The 15,876-nt window shown below is 55.8% G+C and carries 13 protein-coding genes; 4 read left to right on the top strand and 9 right to left on the bottom strand.

Going from position 1 to position 15,876, the window contains the following annotated elements; genetic code table 11:
- From GP473_RS03435 to GP473_RS03400, 8 genes are all read right to left on the bottom strand, one after another.
- Complete coding sequence (locus GP473_RS03435; protein WP_185769106.1) at positions 1 to 1,515, bottom strand: UDP-N-acetylmuramoyl-tripeptide--D-alanyl-D-alanine ligase; 1,515 nt, start codon at positions 1,513 to 1,515, stop codon at positions 1 to 3.
- Entirely contained in the window at positions 1,512 to 3,134 is a 1,623-nt protein-coding gene (locus GP473_RS03430) for a UDP-N-acetylmuramoyl-L-alanyl-D-glutamate--2,6-diaminopimelate ligase (protein ID WP_186277145.1), read from the bottom strand. The genes GP473_RS03435 and GP473_RS03430 overlap by 4 nt, the downstream gene beginning before the upstream one ends.
- 4 nt (positions 3,135 to 3,138) lie before the next feature.
- Positions 3,139 to 4,974 carry a peptidoglycan D,D-transpeptidase FtsI family protein gene (locus GP473_RS03425; RefSeq protein ID WP_186277258.1) on the bottom strand — a complete coding sequence of 612 codons (1,836 nt, stop codon included), beginning with the start codon at positions 4,972 to 4,974 and terminating at the stop codon, positions 3,139 to 3,141.
- Positions 4,975 to 5,165: 191 nt separating this feature from the next.
- Positions 5,166 to 6,038, bottom strand: coding sequence for a cell division protein FtsL (gene ftsL / locus GP473_RS03420; protein WP_185769108.1), 873 nt, complete (start codon positions 6,036 to 6,038; stop codon positions 5,166 to 5,168).
- Positions 6,039 to 6,145: 107 nt separating this feature from the next.
- The gene (gene rsmH / locus GP473_RS03415; protein WP_185769109.1) at positions 6,146 to 7,177 is read right to left on the bottom strand and encodes a 16S rRNA (cytosine(1402)-N(4))-methyltransferase RsmH; all 1,032 of its coding nucleotides are present in this window, start codon (positions 7,175 to 7,177) and stop codon (positions 6,146 to 6,148) included.
- A 304-nt stretch (positions 7,178 to 7,481) separates the two neighbouring features.
- Positions 7,482 to 7,913: a division/cell wall cluster transcriptional repressor MraZ gene (gene mraZ, locus GP473_RS03410; RefSeq protein ID WP_186277144.1), complete on the bottom strand. Its 432-nt coding sequence runs from the start codon at positions 7,911 to 7,913 to the stop codon at positions 7,482 to 7,484.
- Positions 7,914 to 8,444: 531 nt separating this feature from the next.
- Positions 8,445 to 8,843 carry a DUF3040 domain-containing protein gene (locus GP473_RS03405; RefSeq protein WP_185769111.1) on the bottom strand — a complete coding sequence of 133 codons (399 nt, stop codon included), beginning with the start codon at positions 8,841 to 8,843 and terminating at the stop codon, positions 8,445 to 8,447.
- Positions 8,844 to 9,145: 302 nt separating this feature from the next.
- On the bottom strand, positions 9,146 to 9,553 hold the full coding sequence (locus GP473_RS03400; protein WP_185769112.1) for an SAV_6107 family HEPN domain-containing protein: 408 nt from the start codon (positions 9,551 to 9,553) through the stop codon (positions 9,146 to 9,148).
- Positions 9,554 to 9,759: 206 nt separating this feature from the next.
- Here GP473_RS03400 and GP473_RS03395 point away from each other — a divergent pair, with 206 nt between their 5' ends.
- On the top strand, positions 9,760 to 10,413 hold the full coding sequence (locus tag GP473_RS03395) for a GNAT family N-acetyltransferase (RefSeq protein WP_185769113.1): 654 nt from the start codon (positions 9,760 to 9,762) through the stop codon (positions 10,411 to 10,413).
- A gap of 42 nt (positions 10,414 to 10,455) precedes the next feature.
- Here the strand turns inward: GP473_RS03395 and metF are convergent, their stop codons facing one another.
- Entirely contained in the window at positions 10,456 to 11,424 is a 969-nt protein-coding gene (metF, locus tag GP473_RS03390) for a methylenetetrahydrofolate reductase [NAD(P)H] (RefSeq protein ID WP_185769114.1), read from the bottom strand.
- Positions 11,425 to 11,500: 76 nt separating this feature from the next.
- Here metF and GP473_RS03385 point away from each other — a divergent pair, with 76 nt between their 5' ends.
- From GP473_RS03385 to GP473_RS03375, 3 genes are read left to right on the top strand one after another with little or no spacing between them, the layout of a single operon-like run.
- On the top strand, positions 11,501 to 12,628 hold the full coding sequence (locus GP473_RS03385) for a polyprenyl synthetase family protein (protein WP_185769115.1): 1,128 nt from the start codon (positions 11,501 to 11,503) through the stop codon (positions 12,626 to 12,628).
- 6 nt (positions 12,629 to 12,634) lie between these two features.
- On the top strand, positions 12,635 to 14,314 hold the full coding sequence (gene crtI, locus GP473_RS03380) for a phytoene desaturase family protein (RefSeq protein ID WP_390625285.1): 1,680 nt from the start codon (positions 12,635 to 12,637) through the stop codon (positions 14,312 to 14,314).
- Positions 14,311 to 15,849, top strand: coding sequence for an alpha-(1->6)-mannopyranosyltransferase A (locus tag GP473_RS03375; protein WP_185769116.1), 1,539 nt, complete (start codon positions 14,311 to 14,313; stop codon positions 15,847 to 15,849). The genes crtI and GP473_RS03375 overlap by 4 nt, the downstream gene beginning before the upstream one ends.
- Positions 15,850 to 15,876 lie beyond the last annotated feature (27 nt).

The following is a 15,876-nucleotide window of genomic DNA, read 5'->3' as shown; positions in this document are numbered from 1 at the left end:
TTAGTTCTCTCCTTCTGTCTGACCAATGCGGCGACTAGCCAGCAGTCCTTCAGCAACGCCCCACAGCCCGTCAGCATAAGAGGCTTTCACTAACACCACGTCACGAGGGCGCAGTTCCAAGTCAATCATGTTCACAGCAGCATCGATATTTTCGACTAGACGCGTGTTAATCCCCGCGGATTTTGCCGATTCAAACAACGCGCGTTGATTAACGCCATTGCCAACCACGATCACATTATCTACGCCACGGGACCCCAAGAACTCACCCAACTCGGAGTGTTCGTCAGTTCCTTCCTCGCCCAGCTCACCCATCTGTCCCAACACGGCCCAGCTGGAAGCCTCTGCCCTGCCACCAGAGGTGTAGGCGAGAGCTTCAATGCCAGCACGCATGGATTCCGGGTTGGCGTTATAGGAATCGTTGATGATTGTCACACCATCCGCACGGGTTCGCACATCCATGCGGTTGGCACTGGCAGCAACATGCTCAGACAGCGCTTGAGCCACCGTGTGCGGACTGATTCCTGTCTCCATGCCGACCGCAGCCGCAGCAAGCGCGTTGGATACTTGATGTACTCCAAAGACTCCTAAGTGAACATGCACCGGCTCTCCGTGTGGGTGATGCAGGTCAAATGCAGCGCGGGCGACTTCGTCGAGTGTGATGTTTGTGGCATAGTAGTCCGCTTGTCCCGCCTGACCTGCTGCCTCGGATGTTGAATACCGCACCACTCGAGCAGCCGTGCGTGACTCCATCGCACTGACCTGGTCGTCATCTGTATTGAGCACGGCCACGCCATCGGAAGGTAGGGCTTCCACCAGCTCACCCTTGGCCTGCGCGATAGCCTCTCGAGAACCAAATTCCCCGAGGTGTGCCGAGCCCACATTAAGCACTACGCCGATGTGTGGAGGGGTAACTTCGGTCAAGTGGCGAATATGGCCCACCCCTCGGGCTGACATCTCAGATACGAGGAATCGCGTACTACGACCGGCTCTCAACGCTGTATAGGGCAGGCCGATCTCGTTATTAAAGCTTCCTGGGGGTGCTACCGTTTCCCCGGCCGTGCGCAACACCGCGCCGATGAGATCCTTAGTGGACGTCTTACCAGCGGATCCAGTCACCCCCACCACGGTCATTCCCTCTTCTTCCGCGAGGCGATCCGTGTTGTACCGAGCAAGTCGGTCCACGGCAGCCAAAACTGCCGCTCCATAACCATCACTATCGTGTTCAAAAGCGGTGGCATTCGATGCCTCCGGTGTTGTTTCAGCTGGCGCCGCCAGCAATGCTGGTTCTTCGACTGGATGCCCGACGAGGAGCAGTCCCGCACCGTTTCTCAAGGCACCTTCACAGAAAGCATGTCCGTCCACTCGCGCGCCTGGCAGTGCCATGAAAATGCTTCCAGGGGTAATGGCGCGGGAATCAAATTCCACAGGCCCGGTAATAACCGCATCTGCATCCGCCCCGTTGATCAGTTGGCCGCCCGTGACGGTGGCGATTTCTCCAATAGTTAACTCAATCATGATTCTCTGTCATCGCTCCTCAAGCCGCTCGACTCAGCTACCTTGCTTCGCAAAGAAGCCTTGAGCACCTCAACATCGTCGAAATCGTGCATCACTCCCGCAATTAACTGACCTTTTTCGTGACCTTTTCCTGCAACCACGACAGCGTCTCCTGGCTTAGCCCACTCAACTGCTCGTTGAATAGCCTCGGCTCGGTCGGCAACCTCCTCAACGAGTACCTCACTGCCCATTCGTTCCGACGCAGCCTTGTCCGCTCCTTCACGGACCATCGCACGGATGTGAGAGGGATCTTCGTCTCGCGGATTATCGTCGGTGACGAAGACGGCGTCGGCAACTCGAGCAGCTTCATATCCCATCTTCGGGCGCTTATCGCGATCGCGATTTCCTCCCGCACCAAGCACCATGGCAATACGCCCCGCAGGGTCAGGCATATAGTCCCTCAGAGTTCCAACGACTCCGGCCACCGCCCCGGGTTTGTGCGCATAATCCACCAGCGCCAAGAAATCCTGACCAGCGTTTACTGACTGCATACGGCCCGGTACCTGCACATCCTGAATGCTGCGGGCAACATCCTCAATACACCCCAGACACTCCGGCTCACCCAGAGCCTCAACACACCCCAACGCGAGGAGACTGTTAGCCACATTAAAGCTGCCCGCTAGAGAGATCTGATAATCAACATCGCTCGACGCAGCACTGCAGGCTTCACCACTGCGTGTCACATAAATCCTTTGCTCACCCGTAGAACGCACCTCCACCTTCCTAACCAGCCAGTGCGTTCCGGGGAGGGAAAGGAGAGGGTTAGCGGCGTCGGAACTCGTCGCGACCGTGCACATATCTGGGCGTTGAACCATATGAGCCAAGCGTTGCCCCCACGCGTCGTCTACGCATATCACGGGAGAAGGGTTGCCATAGGTGTGGCTGAAAAGCGTGGCCTTGGTAGCAAAATAGTCATCCATCGTGGGATGAAAATCCAGATGATCCTGGCTCAGGTTAGTAAAGGCGGCGACATCGAAGTTAATGCCACGCACGCGACCGAGAGCAAGCGCGTGCGAAGAGACCTCCATCACCACGTGTGTGACACCCTCGTGCACCATCCGTGCAAGTAAAGCTTGCATCGTTGGCGCTTCAGGGGTGGTGAGCTTGGTGGGGACGGGCTGCCCGTTAATCCGCGTACCTGTCGTCCCTATGATCCCCACGGAGTGTGCACCCATGAGGGCTTTTGCCACCAGATAAGAAGTCGTCGTCTTACCCGATGTCCCGGTGATGCCGATAATCTTTAATTGATCAGAAGGGTGCCCGTATATCTCGGCCGCTACGTCGCCCATCCACCGGCGTACATCGTCGACCACAAGCACAGGGAGGTCGGGATCCTGTTCCGCAACGATGTCCGCTCCGGCGGCATCGGTCATCACAGCTACTGCACCTGATTCGGCGGCGAAAGCTGCCCCGTGGGTACGGGTTCCTGGCACACCACAAAATAAACCACCGGCCTGAACCTGGGAAGAATCCAAGGTCGCGGAGGTCACGCGGAGGTCGGCGACGTCTTCGGTGGACGCTCCGGATCCACGGCGGATTTCACCGTCCGTGATCTCAACAAGCCGGGTCAGCGTAGTCATGTTCTTATTTCTTCTCCAACATCAGTTTTGGTCCGGGGTCAGCAGATAGTGGCACGTTGTAATGATCCATCAACCAGGACGCAATGTCGTGATAAAGCGGCGCTGCAGACTGCCCGCCACTGCCATCAGTGCCTCGCTTCGGATCATCCAACATGATGCCCACGACAAAACGTGGATTATCGGCTGGAGCCACGCCCGCGAAAGTGATCCAATACTGAGAATTGGAATACGCCCCCGTCTTTTCGTCAATCTGTTGAGCGGTACCCGTTTTTCCTGAGACCTGGTATCCATCAATCGCTGCCTTATACCCGGTGCCTTGCTGTACGCCGGTGGGGTCTGACTGAGTGACAGCACGGAACATGTCAATGGTTTTGCGCGCGGTCCCGGGGGAAACAACAGTCGTTTTCTTCGGTTCCTCCGCAGGCAATACTGACCCATCGGCGGTGGTGACCGAGCGGATGATACGAGGTTCTACGCGGACACCATCATTGGCCAAGGTCTGATAAATACTGGTCATCTGCAACAAGCTCATGGACATTCCCTGCCCGATCGGCAAGTTGGCAAAGGTGCCTCCGGACCACTGACTCAGCTCGGGCATATACCCCGCCGTTTCATATGGCAGCCCCACCCCCGTAGCTTGGCCAATTCCAAAGTTACGGAAGTATTCGTACATTTTCTCCTCACCCACACGCTGGGCCAGCATCAGCGTGCCGACGTTTGACGACTTACCGAAAATTCCTGTGGTGGTGAAGGGAACTACTCCATGGGACCAGGCATCTTTGACGGTGACTCCAGCCATTTCAATCTGCCCCGGAACCTGCAGCACTTCGTCCGGAGTAGTCTTTCCCTCCTGAAGCGCCGCAGCAGCGGTCATCACCTTTGCTACGGATCCTGGCTCATAGGAGTTGGCAGTAGTCCTATCACCGAAAACCTTGTTTTGTTTCAGCTGCTTGTCAATGTCTCCATTCGGATTGATGGTATCCGACGACGCCATTGCCACGATTTCCCCAGTGTGTGCATCTAACACGACGGCGTTTGCCGACTTTGCACCGGACTTTTCCCGAGCCTGTTGAACTTGCTGCTGAATGACTGTCTGAGCATCCAAGTCAAGAGTCAGTTCAAAAGCATCTCCATTGACCGCAGGATGCTCATCACGTGTCGAACCGGGGATAGCGTAGCCGTCTCCAGCCACGTCGACGGTGCGGGAGCCATTGATACCTTGGAGACGGCCATCCTGTGACAATTCAAGGCCGAATTGCCCCTGATTGTCCATGCTGATCTTGCCGATGACATTCTCCGCAACGGCTCCATTTGGGTATTGACGAATGTCCTGACGCTCGGAGGTAATCTCCGGGAATTTCTTCACTACTTCCTGTGCCACATCTGGGTCAACATTGCGTACCAAAACTTCGTAGTTGGAATCGGCGGTGAGTTTTTCACGGAGATCCTCACTGCGGATGTCGTCTCCCTCATCGTTGATCATCTTTGGAAGTTCGTTGATGATCTCCTCAAGGCGTTGCTTTGGTTCTGGGACGTTATCCGGATCCAGGTCGTGGCGTTCCTGCATGAAATCCATGAGGCGCTTCGGGTGGACGGAGAGGGAACGCGCTTCCATCGTGTACGCGAGGATCTTTCCATTACGATCCGTGATGGCGCCACGGTGGGCAGGTTCGGTGATTACGGCCGTGCGCTGCATTTGGGCTTGGGATGCCAAAGAAGGACCAGCAATAAGCTGAACCCAGGTCAATCGAAGTACGAGAGCCGAGACAAGGAGTACGATCACCGCCAGGATCATGCGAACGCGCTTATTGAAACGGGCGGATGAGTTATCCAGGATCATCCACGAGTTGCCGTTTACTGATCGCGCAGAAGAAGGCCTCTGGTCGTGTGACACAACCCATTCACTCCTTTCTGCGGGCAGTAGTCCGGTTCATTGTCGCTTATTGAAATGCCAAGAGCCGGGCAAGACTCCCGGCGTGTCCTGGCTTAAAGTTTTCCCTGCAGGTCAGATGCCTTCAAAGGCTCCTCTGTCTATGGGGTTGCCTGTGGAGCTGGCGCGTTATTCGGCTGGTTTGCCGGGACTTGTGCTGGGGCACCGTTGGCAGCAGCCGGTGCCGGTATCTGAGCCGCATTACCGTTGCCTGTCGGCGACGCAGGGGTTACCGCAGCGTCCGCGGTTCCAGCCGCGCCAGCGTCTGCCGGATTCGGAACCGTCGCATGACGATCAGCGTAAGGCAAACCATTCTGGGTCACGGCGTGTGAGGAGGCATCAACTGGGTTGGAGGGAGCCAAACCAGGAACGGAGTTGGTTTCCTGTGGGTTGGAGGTTGCTCCGCGCTGGCGCGTATCCCCATTGATATCGATCACTTCACGGTTGGCTGAGTTATCACTGGCCCGACGTTCCTCCACTTTGTCGCCGTTGACGTCCAAGATTCCTGACTTAGCAGGAGCGACCATGCCCAATTCACTAGCTTTTGCGGCGATGTTAGCTGAGGACTGAGCGTGTGCGACGTCGCGCTCCAGCGTTTCCAACTGGTTGGATAGTTCGTCGGATTGCTGTCGCGCATCAGCTAACTGGAAGGACTGTTCGGTCGTCACACCGGAGAGATACATCACGGCGGATACTCCCAGGATCAAGACAGCGATGAGAGAGATAGCCCAGCGGACGATGGACGACTGCCCCGTTTTTACCTGGGTCTGTCGCACACCGCGCACTGATACACGTTGTTTGGAACCGATCCGACCTGTGCGAGGCAACTGCCTCACTGGCGCAGACGTAGCCTTCCTGCTGCCACGCAGCGATGAGCTCTCGACGTGCTCGCTCGGTTCATAGGTGTGAACATTGCGTGCTCGGCGTGGAAAATCCGCGGTAGTCCGGGTGGTATTGAAGATTCCGGTCGTCATGCTGCGATAGTCCTTGTCGAAAAAATGAGGTGTACGTGTAGTGTTTTGCTTTGATGTTGTTAGCGTTGGGGACTCGTCCGAATGAGGAGTTATCTTGGAATGAGGAGTTATCTTGGCGGCACCGGAAATTTTGCGTAGTCCCGCATACTCACCCTGCTAGCGGCCCTCACCCGCACAGGAGCGGCGCGGGGGTTGAGTTCAATTTCCTCCGATGACGCTTTTTCTGCTCCTCGTGTCCGTAGTTCAAATTCCGCCTCGGCTCCCGGCAAATCCATCGGCAATCCCACTGGCGTTTTAGAAGACGTCATCTCGCTGAGCGCTTTCTTCACGATCTTGTCCTCGAGGCTCTGGTAACTCATGAACACCCCCGTACCTCCAATGTGAAGCCACGAGCTTGCTTCAGGAATCACCCTCTTCAGTGCCTCTAACTCAGCATTGACTTCAACACGCAAGGCTTGGAACGTGCGTTTCGCGGGGTGTCCACCGGTACGCCGGGAAGCTGCTGGGATAGTTGCATAGAGCAGTTCCACCAAGCGCGCCGAGTTGCTAAACGGTGCTTTTTCGCGTTCACGCACAACCGCGCTGGCAATCTTCCCTGCGAAGCGCTCATCGCCATAGGTTCGCAAAACTCGAGCGAGGTCGCCGTGTGAATAGTTATTGAGAATGTCCGCGGCTGTCAGCCTCGTGGTTGGATCCATTCGCATATCCAGTGGGGCGTCCACGCTATAAGCGAACCCACGTTCAGCCTGGTCGAGCTGCATCGAAGAAACGCCTAGGTCAAAAAGAAATCCGGAAATACCAGTTTCGCGGACATTCACAGGCAGTGCATTGCGGGCAGCCAATACATCGATTGCCTCAGTGATCTGGTCGAAGCGGCAACGGTAGCTAAGGAAACGCTCGCCAAAACGCGCAAGACGTTCTTCGGCTTTCGCCAGAGCATGAGGGTCGCGGTCTAGCCCGATAACCACGATGTGAGGAAATCTTTCCAAAAAGGCCTCGGTATGCCCCCCTGCGCCTAGCGTTCCATCCACGACGATGGGAGTGGCGGGTGCTAGTTCCGAATTCACGCCCGCGCCTACGAGCTCGACCATGCGGTCTCGCATGACGGGGACGTGTCCATACTGCTGGGTTGAACTCATTCGGAAACTACACTCTCCTTTCCTATTCGTCGTTACTCACAGTGAGAAGCCAGTGAGGAGCTATATCGGTCAATCGCTCACACGTACGGCGTGGCAACGGCGGTCAAGAAAACAAAGAGCTATTGCTATCAGCGAACGATCGTTACTCGCTGAAGTAAAGACTCGAGTGTGAACAGGGCCTCACCTGCGTGGGTGTGGGCTTGATATTGGGGAAGTACATCAAACGTCACGTCGTCCACGCAGGTAAGGGCCTGCGCACACTCTCAGTGCAGACATATGACAAGGTGCTGCGGTGTATAGAGACTTAGAGGAATTCCGCGAAGGAATCGTCATCACCCATCGAGAAGTCCTCTTCGTGCTGCGCAGAGTAAGCCTTCCAGGCTTCGGCATCCCAGATCTCCACGAAATCCACATTGCCAATCACCACACATTCCTTCGACAAACCTGCGTATCGCCGGTGTGACATCGAAATGGTGATGCGCCCCTGCGCATCGGGAGACTGCTCGTCAGCACTGGCCGCCAGGTTTCGCACAAAGGCGCGTGCCCGGGGGTTCGTACGTGACGCGGCTGCTGCTTTCTTCGCTCGGACGAGAAATTCAGCCCGCGGATACACCGCTAGGCTTCGATCCTGTCCCTTGACAACCATGAGGCCATCGGACAATTCCTCGCGGAATTTCGCTGGCATCGTCAGCCTGCCCTTGTCATCCAACTTAGGAGTGAAGGTACCGAAGAACATGTCGCACGGCTCCTTCCTTCAACGTTGGATGTCAGTGTGTCGTCTTCACTAGCTCTGTTTAGTTATCGGCGCGTTGCCTTCCCCCACTTTACCCCACTCTCTCCCACTAAAACAGACACACGCCGAACTTTAAATAAAAACTTTAGGGTTACTTTCTACCTACTACCTGGCACATTAAACCTAATCATAGGGTTTTCCGCAAGACTCACCCTTTCCCCCATCTCTCCACCCACACACCTCACTCAGAGGATTTCCCCCACTTAAAAACTTCTTTCGATCCCTCCCCTAACAACTTATCCACCCCAAAAACAGTGTAAAAATCCGCAGTTTACATTGTATTTTCCTCAATAAAGATGGAGCCTTCGTGGCCGAGAGAGTCTCAAGTGGGGGAAAGTGGGGAAACGAGCTGCGCAGTGGAGACACAGTAGGGAACCCTCACATTCTGAGAGCACACAAAAACCCTTCTCTTGTCTCTCAGAGAAGGGTTTGAGAATAGTCGCGCTGGCATTGGGTGCGCGCACCCCACTAAGCTCAGCGCTCAAAACGGCGGCGGAAGCTTTCTTCCATTCTGTCGCCGAAACCTCCGGGGCTTTTAGCTTTTGACATGCGTGCAGCCCCACCGGCCTTTGCGAGAGTTTTTCGCCCGGATGCCATAGAGCCTCCTCCCCGGAACGCGAGTAAACCACCAGCAAACATAATGAGGAAACCTACGATGCTCAGCGCTACAAACCATAGGGAGAATTGCGCGAGGCTGATACCACCTATCATTGCACAGAGACCGAGGAGGATCAGCGCCACAGAACGGATGTTCAGGCTAAAGGTGGACTCTTGCGCCCCTTTCCTTGCACGCTGGGCGAAGCGAGGGTCTTCGGCGTACAGTGCGCGCTCAATTTCTTCCAGCGCACGCTGTTCCTGCTCGGATAGAGCCACGGTTACCTCCAAATGTTGGCAGTGCGATACGTAGCCGCACTGTGTTACCTCATGCCTTACCAACCTTATCCACACGAGCCTATGAGCCACATCTCATTTTCGCTCAGTGATTAAGACTTCCAGCATTTCCCTCAGCAAAGTACTCTCTACTGGGTACAACGATCAGCCTAGTGTTTAAGTTCCACTCTCGCGAAGAAAACTTCGGTCTGTTCTAGCACAATGCCCGAGCGTACACGCGCGGGCTGATCAAGACTCGTATGCTTTCCGTATTTCTACGAGCAATCCGCACGGAGCCACCACAATTAGGCAACATCTGGCATATAACCCAAACGACCCCGAGCCACATCAACAAGTTCGCACGCCTGTCTGTAAATCTGCTCAGCAACCGTCGGATCCACACCCCTCTCTAAACCCATCCCGGCGCGACTGGCCAACCGGGCATGCGCTTCGAAATGTGCCGCCCATGTGCTCATGGAAGGGTCAAGCTTCCGCAACTTGTCCCACGCAGATCCCTTTGGGTAACGCTTACGCTTATGCATAGCCCACTCAATGAGAGCTCCCGCTGCCCTTAAGGCCGCACGATAGGAATACACCACCGAGTCATCTGATTTCTCGCACACGCGCGCGAGCTCAAGCAGACGTTCGGCATCATCAATGAACGCCTGGGCACTCGGCCTCATGGTCCCGTTAATCCTATGCACCGTAGCCATGATTTCCTCCTTTGGTGGTCATCACCACGCAGCCAATTCTCTGTCACTTCTGGGCACGACCAGCAGCGGTTCTCTCGCTCGCATATTTAGCAACAGTCTATGAAGGTGCCGGACAACTATCTTGTTTTCACCCCTATTATAGCACATATGTTCGAACTATTCGATACTGCTCTCGTCCCGACAAGAATCGTGGCAACATAATTGCTATGCCAGATGATGCCGGTTTTTCCGTTCCCGCCGCCCAGGCAAAAGTATCCATACTCCCGGCTACTCCTGGGCAGTTTTTTCGCCGCATTGATGAACTGGTAGACATTCACCTTGCCGCGATGAACTACTCCCCTTCCCTGTTTCACCAACGTAAAGATCTCTGGCTTTCTAGCACAGGCCGCTATGACTTCCTCAGTCACATCGCGCTTATTCATGGTGATGGAGTCGATCCCAATCTCGATGACATGCGGCAACGCAGCGCCGGTATCTGCTTCAGTTTCCACGGAACCCCTGACACATGGTGGTATCAGCAGGTTTATCGCGGACTTATCCTCGCAGGGCATTCAAGAGAGGAAGCACACCGTACACTGACGGACTACTCCGAGCTCTCAGAGATTCACGTCTCTCCCCATCTCCAGGGCCGTGGAATTGGCAAGGCTCTTCTCCACACCCATCTCCAATCAGTGAGCACAAGCAAAGTCATGCTCTCCACGCCAGAGATTGAAGGTGAGTCCAACGGCGCCTGGAGGCTTTACCGGAAGCTAGGGTTTACAGACGTCCTCCGCGGTTTTCTTTTCCCATCAGATGCACGTCCTTTCGCTATTCTTGAACGCGCAACACACATGCCGGGCACACGCCCCCACACTGATTAAGCTGCAACTTTCACCCTACATTTGCCCAGCTCACATGGTAGATCAGCGCACCATATCATGTCCATAGCCCGGACCCCACGCCGGAGCCATGCCGAGATTATGCAATACCTCTTGGGTAGCGCGCACGTTATTCATCGTCATGAAATGGAGATCCGGGGCTCCTTCGGCAATGAGACGCTCCGCCATCTCGGTGGTTACCTCGATTCCCACCTCACGAATCGCCGCCTTGTTCTTCACCTCGTCACCAGCGGCAGCCGCTAGCAATCTCTTCTCCAAGGACGCCGGCAAGCTTGCCCCCGCTAATTCCATTTGCCGGCGCACTCCGCGCAACGAAGTTATGGGCATCAGGCCAGGAATGATCGGCTTAGTTCCATACTCCGGATCTGCTGCCGCTAACCGGTCTCTCAATCGCAGATAATGCTCAATATCGAAAAACATTTGGGTGATGGAGTATTCCGCTCCCGCACGTAATTTTTTTAACGTGTATGTCGTATCCGCTTCTAGATCAGCCGCCCTGTAATGGCCTTCTGGGAAACTCGCAATTCCAATATCAAAGTCCTCACACTCGGGCATGGACTTTACAAGCTCAATCAGTTCACTGGTGTAAAGCAATCCACCTTCTGTAGGAATCCATTCGGCATTGGGATCGCCCGGAGGATCGCCGCGTAGGGCTAACAAATTAGTAAGCCCTACGGAGGCGAAGTTGCGGATGAGTTCTTTAATCTCGTCGACGGTGTGATTCACCAAGGTCATGTGCACCAGGGTGGTGAGCGGCTTGGTGGCTAACTGTTCTGCCACTCGCAAGGTGCGTTCACGGGTAGAACCACCAGCTCCATAGGTCACGGAGACAAAGCTCACGCCCAGGTCATGAAACGCTTCGGCAGCCCCCCACAGTCGCTGTTCGGCGGCATCGTCGCGCGGCGGCATGAATTCCACGCTGAACGGGACACGCCCAGGCGTAGTGAGTTTCAAAGATTCCGAGACCGCGACTTGCCTACGAATGGTTGCCATGAGCACAGATTTTAACGGCACGTCCACCTAGCGCTGGACGCGGGGGAGCGATCTCCACACTGTAAACTCAAGGATTATGAATTCTCCTGATTCTCAGTGGAGCTTCACGGCTCCTCTGTCTGCTGTCCCTGAGGCCGTCAACGCATGTCTCGACCAGTATTTTGCGGACAGTTCCAAGGAGTTCGGCTCCATCGGTTCCGAGTTCGGCCAAGCTATTTCCTATCTCAAGGATTTCATTCTTCTGGGTGGCAAGCGTGTACGCCCCATGTTCGCCTGGGCTGGTATTCGCGCCGGTTTAGAGGGAGGAGGCGGCAGCCTATCGGTCCCCTTTCCCGACGCCACACCCAACCCCAAGGCACTACTTTCGGCAATCTCGGCGCTTGAATTCATTCAAGCGTGCGCCTTGGTACACGATGACATCATCGATAAATCAGACACCCGGCGCGGCAATCCCACCACGCACCGCAAATTTGAAGAGGAGCATCGCCAGAAAGGCTGGCTGGGTTCCCCTGAACACTACGGGATAAGCCAAGCGATTTTAACAGGTGACTTGGCTCTTGCCTGGGCAGATGACATGCTCCTGGATTCCGGCTTAGGGCATAAAGCTCTGCACAAGCTTCGAGCTCCTTGGCGCGCTATGCGCACTGAAGTGATTGCCGGGCAAATCCTCGACGTGACTTTGGAGAATACCGGCAGCGAAAGCGTGGATGATTCCCTCAAGGTCATCGAATATAAGACAGCCAGCTACACCGTCGCTCGCCCTTTACATATCGGCGCCGCCATGGTCGGGGCGGATCCGCAAGTGGTAGACATGTTGCGTCGGATTGGCCATGACATTGGGCTGGTCTTTCAATTGCGCGATGATCAACTAGGTGTATTCGGTGACCCAGTTGTGACCGGCAAACCTAGTGGAGATGATTTGCGCACTGGTAAACGCACGGCATTGATCAATTTGGCGTTGCACAAGGGGACAGAGAGCCAGGTCAAGAAACTGCGCGATGCTCTAGGCGTGGTTCACGAAGAACCAGAGATCAACGATCTGCGCGAGCTCATTATCGCCACCGGTGCTGAAGAAACTGTTGAGGACTACATCAGGATCCATAGCCAGCGCGCCATCGATACCCTCACTGCAGCGGGACTGAGTGACGCCATTACCTCCGAGCTTGTGGCGCTGACAACAAAGCTCAACGACAGAAAGTTCTGACAAGCCATGAAACAGCGGACTCTGCGCACCGGCTCCGAAGCACGCCATCACCTCACTCTTCCTCGTCCCTTGGTGCCAATGACCCGCGCGCTTACCCGTAAGAAAGTTCCCGGCACCGTTCACCGAGTAGTGGTGATAGGTGCAGGGCTGTCCGGTCTTGCTGCAGCTGCCCGTCTTCGAGCCTCCGGCAGGGAGGTCACGATTATTGAAGCTGCTGAGCAGGTAGGTGGCCGCTGCCGCACTGAAACGCTCTCCAGCACTCACGGCACATTCGAAGCGGATACAGGTGCCACCGTACTGACCATGCCGTCTCTGGTGGAATCCACAGTGCATGCGCTAGGCCAGCACATGCCTCCGACGTGGTCACCACGGCGCCTCTCCCCCGCGTACCATGCGCAATTCGCGTCAGGACGCAGCATCAACGTATATGCCGATGAGACACGCATGGAAGAGGAGATCCGTATCTTCGCCACCGAAAAGTATGGCGCTGGGCATGACGCACGCCGCTATGTGGAAGGATACCGTCACCACAGGGCGTGGGCTCAAGAGATGTTCACCGCCTCCTACGAGAACTTTCTCGCCGCAGACTTCGATTCTGCGCTGGACCTCGTCTCTACCCCGGCGTCCAGCTCAGATCTGCTACGGCTGCTCAGCCTCGGTGCTTTCGGCAGCCTAGCCAAGCACACTCGTGCACATATCAAGGATGAGGAGCTGGAAAGGCTCTTCACCTTCCAGGCACTCTATGCCGGCGAAACCCCTTCCAGAGCGCGGGCGGTTTATTCGGTGATCAGCCATATGGACACAAGCATGGGGGTATATTACCCGGCGCATTGTATCGGAGAAGCCGCAGAAGCTATTGCCGGTGCGCTAAAGCAGGCTGGTGCGAAGCTGATGCTCGGCACACGCGCCACTCGGTTGAGCACCGAAGGTGACAGAGTTGTTGGCGTCGAAATAGATAATGGTGACCTGCTTCTAGCCGATGCGGTAATCGCAACCGTCGACCTACCCATCCTCGACAAATTGGTTGGACACATCCCACGAGTTTCTAAGCGTCTGCTCCCCTTGCGATGGTCCCCCTCAGCGGTTGTCGTTCACGGAACCATCCCCACACGAGTGACGGAGAAATTCACTTCGCAGGCTCACCACACAATGAGCTTCGGCCATGCATGGGAGAACACTTTCGCAGAAATCACGGCCGCTCGAGGCCGAGGCCATATCATGAGCGATCCTTCCCTGTTGATCACCCGCCCCGCCGTGTCCGCACCAAGTCGTATCATTTCCGACGCCAACGGCGAAAGCTACGAACCCATCAGCATCCTGGCACCGACGCCGAACTTGGACTCCGCTGACATCGACTGGGACAACCTAGCAACCCGCTATGTCGACGAACTGCTCAGAGAACTAGAGTCTCGAGGTTTCGGTCAGATTCAGGACAGCCTGTCCATCGCAAGAATCGACACCCCTCGTACCTGGCACCACTGTTATGGCTATGGCCAAGGCAGCCCATTCTCACTGGCACATAGCTTTTTCCAAACGGGACCATTTAGGCCCCGAAATATGAATGCTTATGGGCTAAAGAATCTGGTCCTCGCTGGCTCCAGTACGACCCCGGGCGTGGGAGTACCAACCGTCCTGCTATCGGGGGCATTGGCAGCCCGTCGTATCACCGGAGGCGGAGTTCGATGAACAGGTGGACCTATAAATTACGCCGGATCACATGGCAACAAGCCTATGTCTGCGGTCTCGTAGGCTCGATCATCATTGCCATCACCTCGCACATGTGCGGCGCCACGCGTACGCGCGGCGGAATCATGCAAGCTCTAGGGCTTACATCCTTAACCTTCGGCCATATGACCGGCATCATGGTGGTGATCATGTGGATTGGCGTCCTCCTGCTGATGCTTAGCTGGATCGTCGTGGGCGGCCACATTCTGCGCCACGGGCGTTCACTCACCACGAAAATGACAACGGCGTGGATCGCACCGCTGTTTTTTGCCGGGCCGATTATGTCACGCGACTTGTACTCCTATCTCATGCAGGGAACGTTGGCACGTGACGGCATCAATGCCTACGAGCACGGGGCGGCAGCCAACCCTGGCCCTCTTCTCTTCGAGGTCTCTGCCGACTGGCGAAACACAACAACCCCGTACGGGCCGCTGCACTTGTGGATCGGCGACCTGATCACCAGCGTAACTGGAGACAACATCACCGCTGGACTGTTCGCCTACAAGATCTTATCCATCGCCTCTGTTGTAGTGATGATGTGGGCGGTCGCCCGTCTTGCTCGCCACTTCGGTCATCGTGCGTCGGTGGCCGTGTGGTTGGGGGTGGTCAACCCGCTGTCCATCATCCATCTCATCGGTGGCATGCACAACGAGAACATCATGATGGCTCTCGTACTAGTGGGTCTATATGCGGGTGTGAAGATGGGTCCATGGCGCGGCCTTGTCGCCGGTGCAACGTTGATTGCCATGGCGGTATCAATTAAAGCCACGGCGTTCATCGCACTGCCATTCCTTGGATGGATTGCTGTCGCTCGAATCGCAGGCAGAGCCCCAGGTGGTCTATTCCGTGAAACGTTCACGCGCGTGCTCACGCTCTGCGCCACTGGAATCGCCATGTTGGGGATCACCAGTGCGGTGGTCTCTCTGGTGACCATGCTTTCCGGTCAGACGTGGGGTTGGATCGCGGAGGTCACCGGCAATACCAAGGTCATCAATCCGCTTGCATTGCCTTCTTTCATTGCCTCAAGCATCACCCCGCTGTGGTCCACGTTCGACAGCGACATCACCTTTAATGTGGTGGTCAACGCTGTCCGGCCCTTCTCAACAATCCTGATGATGTTAGGGCTCATCGTTGTGTGGTGGGTTTTTCGTACGGACGAGCTGCTAGCACTCAAGGGTGCCACGTTGGCTTACCTTGTAACCTGTGTGTTCAACTCGGTGACATTACCGTGGTACTACACGGCTGCCCTGGCCCTCATCGGGGTGTGGACCTTCGACCGACGCATGATCTTCTTCACCGCATGGTTCTGCCTAGCGATGTCCATGATGTTTGACGGTGGGGGCAATAACCGGCTCTACAGCCTGTGGTGGGTTATAGGCGTTTGCTTGCTGACATTCTGGATGACCCGTGCCTGCTTGGGTTATGCGCCCCGTCGACCCATGGAGAAAACAGACGAGTGGATTCTGCATCCACAGCCCCGCGAGATCCAGATGTAGATCCAGATGCATAGCCTCGCCTTGGGT

This window comes from Corynebacterium anserum (genome assembly GCF_014262665.1).
GTDB classification, from domain to species: domain Bacteria; phylum Actinomycetota; class Actinomycetes; order Mycobacteriales; family Mycobacteriaceae; genus Corynebacterium; species Corynebacterium anserum.
Note: the sequence above shows the minus strand (reverse complement) of the source record. Positions and strands in the feature narration are given on the sequence as shown.